Raw genomic sequence first — 9609 nt, forward strand, 5'->3', positions numbered from 1 at the left:
CCTGGGCGGTGCCGTGCGCGAACTCGCGGACACCACCGACCACACCGCGGACGCCGTGGAGGGCCAGCAGCGCACCGAGGATCATTTGCGCCGCGAGGTGACCACCGCGTTCGACGACGCTTTGGACGCGGTCATCGACTCGACCCGCGACGGCACGTTGCTGCGTGGCGAGGTGCTTGCGCGCTGGCAGGACTTCGTGGGAACCGGTGAATTCTTCCGCAATCTGGAGGCCGGAATCGGCCGCGTGCGCGACCGGATCACTGCCTTCTTCAAGGGTGAGCCCGCCCCGGAGGTTCAGGTCGAGGAGGCGATCGAAACCGGTCTGCAGGCGGTGATCGTCGAACACACGGCCAGGGCCTCGGAGTTGGCCGAGCGACGCTGGCGCGATGAGACAGCGGGGCAGGTTTTGCTGGCCGGACGCGATCTGTCCGCATTGCCGGATGACTATCCCGAAACCGCCGCCGAACACATCCGCGCGTGGCAGTCGGACGTGATGCTCATGATCCAGCAGGAGGGCGCGGGCAAGCGCACGCAGGCCCGAGCCATGTCCCTGGGTGTCAACGCGTTGGCCGTGATCCTGATGATCGGGGTGTTCTCCATGACCGGCGGCCTGACCGGTCTTGAGGTCGGCATTGCCGGCGGTTCCGGTGTGGTCGGCACCAAACTGCTCGAAGCGGTCTTCGGCGAGGACGCCGTGCGTCGCATGAGCCAGAAGGCCCGCGAGAACCTGGAAACTCGGATCAAGCAGCTGTTGGATCAGCGCGCCAAGGCGTTCCTGGACCGCCTGGACGAACTGGGCGAGCACCCCACCGCGGGCGAGTTGCGCGGCGCAGCTCAGCACATCCGCACGGCCGGTGAGTCCCTGTGAAACTTCGCAACAAACAACCCGAGATCACACTGTCCGACCGGATCAAGGGACTCGCGGAAGCCACGGAACTGGCCGAGGGTCGTCTCGATCAAGAGGCCGTGACCGCCGCCCGTGACGCCTTGGATCGCGCGGGGGAGCGACGGGCCTTATCCGCTGATCACACCGTGGTCGGCTTCTTCGGGGCCACAGTTCCGGCAAATCCACGCTGTTCAACGCGGTGGTGGGCCAGGATCTCGCGCGCACTGCGGCCCGCCGCCCCACGACCTCCCAGCCGCTCGCGGCAATTTGGGGTGACGAGGGCAGCGAAGCCCTGCTCGACTGGCTCGACGTGAGCGACCGGCACGTGGTGGGCCCGGCCCTGAGCATCAGCACCGGCAAGGGCCGCAAAGCTAGTACCACGAGCGGCGGCCTGGTGTTGCTGGATCTGCCCGACTTCGACTCGGTCACGCGTGAGCACCGGGAGATCGTGGACCGCATGGTGGGTCTCGTGGACGTGGTGGTCTGGGTGGTCGACCCGCAGAAGTATGCGGACGCCGTATTGCACCAGGACTTCGTGCAGCCGCTGTCCCGCCACGGAGCAGTGACCATGGTGGTGCTCAACCAGGCCGACCGGTTGGCACCCTCGGATCTGCCCAACGTCTTGGCGTCGCTGCGAGAACTGCTGGCTCAGGACGGGCTGCCCACCTCGGGGCCCAGCACCCCGGTGGCCGTGTCCGCACTGACCGGCGACGGTGTGCCAGAACTGCGCGAACGAATCCACGGGATCGCCGCGCACCGGGCGGCCGCGGGACAGCGACTTGAGGCGGACGTGGTTCACGCCGGGCAAGTGCTCGCGGAAGCCGCCGGCGAGGGCGATCCGCGCGGCATCACCCGCGAGACGAGCGAGCGACTGACCGCTGGTCTCGTTCGCGCCGCCGGCGTGGACCTCATCGCCGACGCCGCCGCACGCTCCTATCGCTTGCGCGCCGGTAAACACACCGGCTGGATTGCCACACGTTGGCTCGCGAAGTTCCGTAAGGACCCGCTCAAGAGACTGCACATCGAGAGTCACGACAAGGGCTCGGATCCTTCGGTCCATCGCACCTCGCTGCCTCCGATGAACGCGGCACAGAAGGCCGCGGCGGATTCCGCGGTTCGCAATTACGCAGATGCCGTGTCCGAGGGTGCGGGAGCACCGTGGCGTCGAAGCGTTCGCGTGGCCGCCCGCTCCCACGAATCGCGTCTTCCGGATGCCTTGGATCAGGCGGTGGCCCGTACCAAGTTCTCTGCGCGCTCGGCGTCCTGGTGGTGGATCATTTTCGACGTGCTGCAGTGGATCGCCATGGCCATGACCGTTCTGGGACTGCTCTGGCTGCTGGGTCTGTTCGCCGCCGAATACTTCCAGATCCCTCTGCCGCCGACACCCACGGTCGAGGGCTTCCCGCTGCCGGTGCCCACGCTCATGGTCATCACGGGTGTGGTGGTTGCGATCTTCCTAGCCATCACGGGCGGGGTCATCGCGTCGATCGCGTCCCGCATGCGAGCCTCCCGCCTACGACGCCGCCTGAGCGAGTCGGTGCGCGAGACCGCACGCGAGCTCGTGGAGACTCCGGTGGAACGCGAGCTCGAAGCGCACCGCAGTTTCGGGGATTCACTGGCCAGGACGACTAGTCCCGTGGCCTAGGTGTACTGATCGGAGAGGGCGATCGAGGCAGTCACTCGTCCTCTCCGTACACCGGTTTGGCGTTCTCTGGAGGCTCTCCGACCTCGTGGACGGTATGGCCGCTGCCGGGCGTCATGGTGACGCTGGCCCGCTCAATGCGTGACACGGCGAACCATCGCATCGCGTTGCGCAGACGGCACCAACCGACCAAGTACCACCTGCCGCTCGCGGAAGCAAACAGCACAGGCTCGACGTCACGAGTAGTGGTGCTGCCGTCTCGTGACGTGTAGCGGATACGAATCAACCGCTGCTCGGCCATCGCCTCTTCCAGCGCTGACCTGACGGCGCGAGAGGAGGCAGGAAGATCCTTGACCCAGATACGGTGGGCCAGCTCGTGGGCTTGCGCTCGGGTTCTGGGATCGAGGACGTCCATGATCTTCCGGATGCCAGCTGCAGCCAGATCTGCGTAGGGAGCCTCGGGTGCGGCAGACACAGCCGCCATGAGCGCCACGGCCTGCGACGAGGACAGGGTGACGGGAGGCAGCGACCCGCCTTTGGCCAGTCCATACCCACCGCCGGGGCCTGGACGAGACCAGATCGGCGCGCGCCGTGCTCCAGTGCACCGAGGTCTCGCTTGATAGTCCGCACCGAAACTTCGAACTCTCTCGCCAACCGTTCAGCAGAGACGCCCCGCGCGCCACTTCGACGAAACATCTCGGACAGAGCATGAAGACGTTCGGAGCGCCTCACAGGTGAGTCCTTGGCAAATTCATGCCCTAAATAGTGACACACCCTTGTCCACCTGGGCTGGGAGGGTAGTCACATGACAACTACTCAGAACAGTCCAACCATCGTTCTCATCGCCGGCCATTGGCTGGGAGCATGGGCATGGGACGAAACCCTTGAACACCTCGAAGCCGCCCACACTCGCGCAGTCGCGATGACTCTGCCTGGTCTCGACGGAGACGACACGAACCGTTTGGCGAAGACACTTGACGACCAGGCAGCAGCGATCCGGGACGTCATCACTCAGCGAGGCGATCAGCCTGCGATTCTCGTTGCTCACAGCGGTGCCAACGCCCCCGTCAGCCTGGTCCTTGACCGGCACCCCGAGCTTGTCTCCCGCATCGTGTGGGTTGATTCCGGACCCGTGGCGGACAGCGCCGTGTTCGCCCCTGACTTCCCGGCTGAGCTCGAAGAACTACCTCTTCCGTCGTTCGATGCCCTCGGACAGCAGGCGAGCCTCGAAGCTTGAGCGCCGAGGTCCTTGAGCGATTCCGGATGAGAGCTGTCCCGGAGCCTGCCTCAGTGCTTCGTCAGCCCGTGGAGCTCGTGAACGAGTCCCGCCACAGTGTCCCCACGACCTTGGTGTGCTGCTCTATTTCAGGCGAGCAGGTGACGGGACTGGTCCAGGCAGGCCACCCCATGTTTGCGGAGGTTGCGAATTTCGAACACGTCGACATCATCGACCTCCCCACGGGACACTGGCCTATGTGGAGCCGACCATGTGACCTTGCCGAGGTCATCCGATCCGCCGCGTCACAGTCCAGCTGAACTGCATTCGCAACTTGAAGGAGCCGGCCGATTCAGTGGGGCCTTCTTCGCCTCGAGACCGAGTGCCGCGGTGAACTCGAGCTGTGGCTGCACTGTTACAACCATCGCCATCCCCATACTGCCTGCGAGAATCTGCCGCCGTGCGCACGATCGATCAACGTATCCGCTCAGCACACTTAGGCGGCGCTCACCCGCACGGCCTCCGTGAGCTGGCGTGCGGCCTGCACGACCACCTCGGCGTGCTTCTGACCCGGCTGTTTGGACAGCCGCTCAATGGGGCCGGAAATCGACACGGCCGCGATGACTCGTCCGGAAGGCCCGCGTACCGGTGCCGAGACCGAAGCGATGCCCGGCTCGCGCTCGCCGATCGACTGGGCCCAGCCGCGGCGTCGGACGCCAGCCAAGGTGGTCGCCGAGAAGCGAGCGTGGGCGAGGCCCTCGATCAATCGAGCGTGGTCCTCCCACGCGATGAGAACCTGCGCCGCGGAGCCGGCCTTCATGGACAGCTGGGTGCCCACGGGGATGGTGTCGCGCAGGCCGATGGGACGTTCGGCGGAGGCCACGCACACGCGCCACTCACCCTGCCGACGGAAGACCTGAGACGACTCGCCGGTGGCGTCGCGCAACTGGAGCAGCACCGGTGCCGAGGCGGAGATGAGACGGTCCTCGCCCGCGGCCGAGGCGAGTTCAACCACCCGCGAACCCAGTACGAAACGGCCCTGCACGTCACGACCGACAAAGCGGTGGTGGGCCAGAGCGACGGCCAAACGGTGCACGGTGGGGCGAGCGAGCCCGGTGGCCTCCACAAGATCCGCAAGGGACGCGGGACCAGCTTCGAGCGCGTCCAGAATGAGAGATGCCTTGTCGATGACGCCCACGCCCGAAGGTGAAAACGATGATTCCCCGGGCATGCCCGCTCCCGTTCCCTGACCGCCGAGGGGGGTTCCGAGGGGTGCGCCGGTGGGATCCATCGCATCAAGAATGTCCATGCTCTAAGACTGCCGTCTCACAATGCGAGAAGCAAGCGAGTACACTGGAACTGTTCGGCGTGTCCCGTGGACCATAGAGAAAACACGGTGCCGAGCGATCCACGCGAGGTACCCCGCGTCCGGTTCGCCGGCGCAGCCATGATCAGGAGAGGTTTAGATGTCAGAAACCACCGGAGCCCGCACCACTGCGCAGGATTCCAGCGCCACTCCGCGCACGCTCGCCGAGAAGGTCTGGACGGACCACCTGGTGCGCCAGGCGAGAACGGCCAGCCCGACCTGATCTACATCGACCTTCACCTGGTCCACGAGGTCACCAGCCCCCAGGCCTTCGAGGGCCTGCGCCTGGCCGGCCGTGGTCTGCGCCGCCCCGATCTGACCATCGCGACCGAGGACCACAACACGCCCACCGAGGACATCTTCTCGACCATCAAGGACGAGACCTCCCGCAAGCAGATCGACACCCTGCGAGCCAACTGTGAAGAATTCGGCGTTCGCCTGCACTCCCTAGGAGACGCGGAACAGGGCATCGTGCACGTGGTGGGTCCCCAGCTGGGTCTGACCCAGCCGGGCATGACCGTAGTGTGCGGTGACTCCCACACCTCGACCCACGGTGCGTTCGGTGCTCTGGCCTTCGGTATCGGCACGTCCGAGGTCGAGCACGTCATGGCCACCCAGACTCTGTCGCTGGCACCGTTCAAGACCATGGCCATCACCGTTGAAGGCACCCTCAAGCCCGGCGTGACTTCCAAGGACATCATCCTGGCCGTGATCGCCAAGATCGGCACCGGCGGTGGCCAGGGCTACGTGCTGGAATACCGCGGCTCGGCCATTCGGTCGTTGTCGATGGAAGCCCGCATGACCATTTGCAACATGTCGATCGAGGCCGGTGCCGCGCGGCATGATCGCCCCGGACCAGACCACTTTCGACTACGTCCAGGGCCGTCCGCACGCCCCGCAGGGCGAGGACTGGGACGCCGCGGTCGAGTACTGGAACACCCTGCACACGGACGAGGGTGCCGAGTTCGACAACGAGGTCTTCATCAACGCGGACGAGCTGGAACCGTTCGTCACGTGGGGCACCAACCCCGGCCAGGGCGTGCCCCTGTCCGAAAACGTGCCGGATCCTGAGGACGCCGGGGACGACAACGCCAAGGACGCCGCCCGCCGCGCACTCGATTACATGGGCCTGGAAGCAGGCACTCCCATGAAGGAGATCCCCGTGGACACGGTCTTCTTGGGATCGTGCACCAATTCGCGCATCGAGGACCTGCGGATCGCAGCGGACATCGTCAAGGGCCGCACCAAGGCCGACAACGTGCGGATGATGGTGGTTCCCGGTTCCGCTAAGGTTCGCCTGCAGGCTGAGGCCGAGGGCTTGGACCAGGTGTTCAAGGACTTCGGGGCGGACTGGCGTTTCGCTGGTTGCTCCATGTGCCTGGGCATGAACCCGGATCAGCTGGCACCGGGGGAGCGTTGCGCCTCAACCTCCAACCGAAACTTTGAAGGACGCCAGGGCAAGGGCGGTCGTACCCACTTGGTCTCGCCCGTGGTCGCGGCGGCCACCGCCGTGCGCGGAACGCTCAGTGCGCCGTCGGACCTGGAATCCGTGCCCGCCGTCTAAATCGTTCGTCGGTGCCCCGCCGGACCGGCAGGTGGCCCAGTAGCTGTAGTTAGGACTTCACCATGGAGAAATTCATCACCCACCGTGGCACCGGTGTGCCGCTCAAGCAGTCGAACGTGGATACGGACCAGATCATCCCGGCCGTCTACCTCAAGCGCATCACCAAGACGGGCTTCGACGACGCGCTCTTCGCGGGCTGGCGGAAGAACCCGGATTTCGTGCTGAACCAGGACGTCTACAAGGACGGTTCCGTTCTCGTGGCCGGATCGGACTTCGGCACCGGTTCCTCGCGTGAGCACGCCGTGTGGGCGCTGCGCGACTACGGCTTCAACGTGGTGATTTCCTCGCGTTTCGCTGACATCTTCCGCGGCAACTCCGGCAAGCAGGGCTTGCTGGCCGCGCACGTGGACCAGTCGGACGTGGAATTGCTGTGGAAGCTCATGGACGAGCAGCCCGGTATCGAGATCGAGGTGAATCTCGAGTCCAAGACCATCACGTGCGACACCGTCACGGTTCCCTTCCAGATCGACGACTACACGCGGTGGCGTCTGATGGAAGGCTTGGATGACATTGGTCTCACTATGCAACATGATGAGGACATCAAGGCCTACGAAGACGGCCGACCGGCGTTCAAGCCCGTCACGCTCCCGGCAAAAAGCTGAGAACTCAGTGCGCTGATAAGTCTGTCGACTCGTTAGAATGGGCAGGTTCCGTACTGCGGTATGCGACGGAACGTTTTCTTCCCCGAGATCGGTAGGTCATGAGTTCTTTACGAATCACCGGCGGAGTTCCGCTGTCAGGTCAGGTCACCGTCCGCGGAGCCAAGAACCTGGTTCCCAAGGCCATGGTCGCTGCCCTGCTCGGTTCCACACCGTCAGTTCTGGGCAACGTCCCGGAAATTAAAGACGTCTCCGTGGTGACCAACCTCTTGGGACTGCACGGGGTCACGGTCACTCGCGACGGCGCCGACGGCGTTCTCACCCTCGATCCGTCCAACGTCACCCAGGCTCGCCACGCGGATATCGATGCGCACGCCGGTGATTCTCGGATCCCGATCCTGCTGTGCGGTCCGCTGCTGCACGCCCTGGGCGAGGCGTTCATCCCCGACCTGGGTGGCTGCCGGATCGGCGACCGACCCATCAACTACCACCTGGAAGTTCTGCGGAACTTCGGTGCGCGCGTGGAGAAGCTGGAATCCGGCATCCGCATGAGCGCACCGCACGGGCTGCAAGGCGCCAAGATCGACCTGCCCTACCCGTCCGTGGGCGCCACCGAGCAGGTTTTGCTGACCGCCACGCGCGCCGAGGGCCACACCGAATTGCGCGGTGCCGCGACCGAGCCCGAGATCATGGACCTGATCGCCATTCTGCAGAAGATGGGTGCGATCATCACGGTCCAGACAGACCGCGTGATTCGCATCGAGGGTGTTCCCGAGCTGCGCGGTTACAAACACCGCGCACTGCCGGACCGAATCGAGGCGGCATCGTGGGGTTCTGCGGCGCTGTCCACCGGAGGTGACATTTTCGTAGCCGGGGCCAAGCAGGCGGACATGATGGCCTTCCTCAACACTTACCGGAAGCTCGGCGGTGGCTTGGATATCCAGGATGAGGGCATCCGCTTCTACCACCCGGGCGGGGACCTGAACCCGCTCATCGTGGAAACCAATGTGCACCCCGGATTCATGACCGACTGGCAGCAGCCCCTGGTGGTCGCCCTGACCCAGGCCAAGGCGTGTCGATCGTGCACGAGACGGTCTACGAGAACCGCTTCGGCTTCACTCGCGCCCTCAACCGCATGGGCGCCGGAATCCAACTGCACCGTGAGTGCCTGGGTTCCGTGCCGTGCCGCTTCGGCCAGCGCAACTTCTTGCACTCGGCCGTGATCTCCGGCCCGACCCCGTTGAAGGCCACGGACATCAACATCCCGGACCTGCGCGGTGGCTTCTCGCACTTGATTGCGGCCATGGCGGCGGATGGCGTTTCCCACGTGACCGGCATCGAACTGATCAAACGCGGCTACGAGCACTTCACCGATAAGCTGGCAGGACTGGGCGCGGACTTCGATCTCGAAGAACGCTGAGCAATAAATCAGCCCAGCGAGTGTCTGTCACGAGCGGTGTAGGGAGAGAATGCTCGAGTGAGTAGAACGTCGCAGCGGTCCACGTACCGGGTTCTGGCGGGGATCGCCATTCCCCTCTACCGTTTGGTCGCCAAGATCTCCTGGCGGGGAACCGAGAACTTTCCGGCCACCGGAGGATTCGTGGTTGCCGCCAATCACCTCACCGAGATCGATCCCATTACGGTGGCGTACCCGGTCTACAAGTCGGGCATCATGCCCAGGTTCCTTGCTAAGGAATCCTTGTTCCGCGTTCCCGTGTTCGGTCGCTTGCTCTCCCACATCGGGATGGTTCCCGTCTACCGCGGGACCACGCGCGCCAAGGATTCGCTGGAAGCCGCGTTCATTGAGCTCAACGACGGTGGCGCCATCCTGGTGTATCCGGAAGGGACCGTGACGCGTGACCCGCGAATGTGGCCCATGCGAGCCCACACGGGCGCGGCACGGTTGTCGCTGCAGGGTCAGATACCCGTGGTGCCCATGGCGCACTGGGGCGACCAAGAGGTGTTGTATCGAGACCCGCAGGGTAAGCGGACGTTCAACCTGTTGCCGCCCAAGAAGGTCCGCGTGCTCATCGGTGAACCCCTTCAGCCGCAAGAGCTCATGCGACCGGGCAAGCAGACCACGGACCAGCCCACCGCGGACGATCTGAATTACGCGACCACGGTGATCATGGACCGCATTACGGCCCTCTTGGCCGAGTTGCGCGGTGAACAAGCTCCCGCGGACCGCTTCGATCCGAGCGCTCCCAAGGAATCCCGATGAACGCCTCGACCGGCCGCCCGATCGACCGCGAGGCACCCCCGGAAGCCGCCGCGGC

At 65.0% G+C, this 9609-nt stretch carries 4 protein-coding genes and 5 pseudogenes; 7 read left to right on the top strand and 2 right to left on the bottom strand.

Going from position 1 to position 9609, the window contains the following annotated elements; translation table 11 throughout:
• Both YO9_RS0107965 and YO9_RS0107970 read left to right on the top strand, forming a co-directional pair.
• Positions 1-868, top strand: a pseudogene (locus tag YO9_RS0107965) (ABC transporter); the annotation flags it as partial.
• 220 nt (positions 869-1088) lie between these two features.
• Positions 1089-2531: a P-loop NTPase family protein gene (locus YO9_RS0107970; RefSeq protein WP_317259796.1), complete on the top strand. Its 1443-nt coding sequence runs from the start codon at positions 1089-1091 to the stop codon at positions 2529-2531.
• A 31-nt stretch (positions 2532-2562) separates the two neighbouring features.
• Here the strand turns inward: YO9_RS0107970 and YO9_RS0107975 are convergent.
• A pseudogene (locus YO9_RS0107975) lies at positions 2563-3224 on the bottom strand (helix-turn-helix transcriptional regulator).
• Positions 3225-3333: 109 nt separating this feature from the next.
• Between YO9_RS0107975 and YO9_RS0107980 the strand changes: the two are divergent.
• Positions 3334-4064, top strand: a pseudogene (locus YO9_RS0107980) (alpha/beta fold hydrolase).
• A 176-nt stretch (positions 4065-4240) separates the two neighbouring features.
• Here YO9_RS0107980 and YO9_RS0107985 read toward each other — a convergent pair.
• On the bottom strand, positions 4241-4975 hold the full coding sequence (locus YO9_RS0107985; protein WP_031272904.1) for an IclR family transcriptional regulator: 735 nt from the start codon (positions 4973-4975) through the stop codon (positions 4241-4243).
• A gap of 235 nt (positions 4976-5210) precedes the next feature.
• On the opposite strand from YO9_RS0107985, the pseudogene leuC reads away from it, so the two are divergent.
• From leuC to YO9_RS0108005, 4 genes and pseudogenes are all read left to right on the top strand, one after another.
• Positions 5211-6674, top strand: a pseudogene (gene leuC, locus YO9_RS0107990) (3-isopropylmalate dehydratase large subunit).
• Between the two features lie 62 nt (positions 6675-6736).
• Positions 6737-7336 (top strand): 3-isopropylmalate dehydratase small subunit, encoded by a 600-nt coding sequence (gene leuD / locus YO9_RS0107995; protein WP_016996993.1) that lies wholly within the window; start codon positions 6737-6739, stop codon positions 7334-7336.
• A gap of 98 nt (positions 7337-7434) precedes the next feature.
• Positions 7435-8753 (top strand): annotated as a pseudogene (gene murA, locus YO9_RS0108000) (UDP-N-acetylglucosamine 1-carboxyvinyltransferase).
• Between the two features lie 57 nt (positions 8754-8810).
• On the top strand, positions 8811-9554 hold the full coding sequence (locus YO9_RS0108005; RefSeq protein ID WP_016996994.1) for a lysophospholipid acyltransferase family protein: 744 nt from the start codon (positions 8811-8813) through the stop codon (positions 9552-9554).
• Positions 9555-9609: the final 55 nt, after the last annotated feature.

The sequence above is a fragment of the Kocuria atrinae C3-8 genome (assembly GCF_000286355.1).
Lineage (GTDB): Bacteria > Actinomycetota > Actinomycetes > Actinomycetales > Micrococcaceae > Kocuria > Kocuria atrinae_A.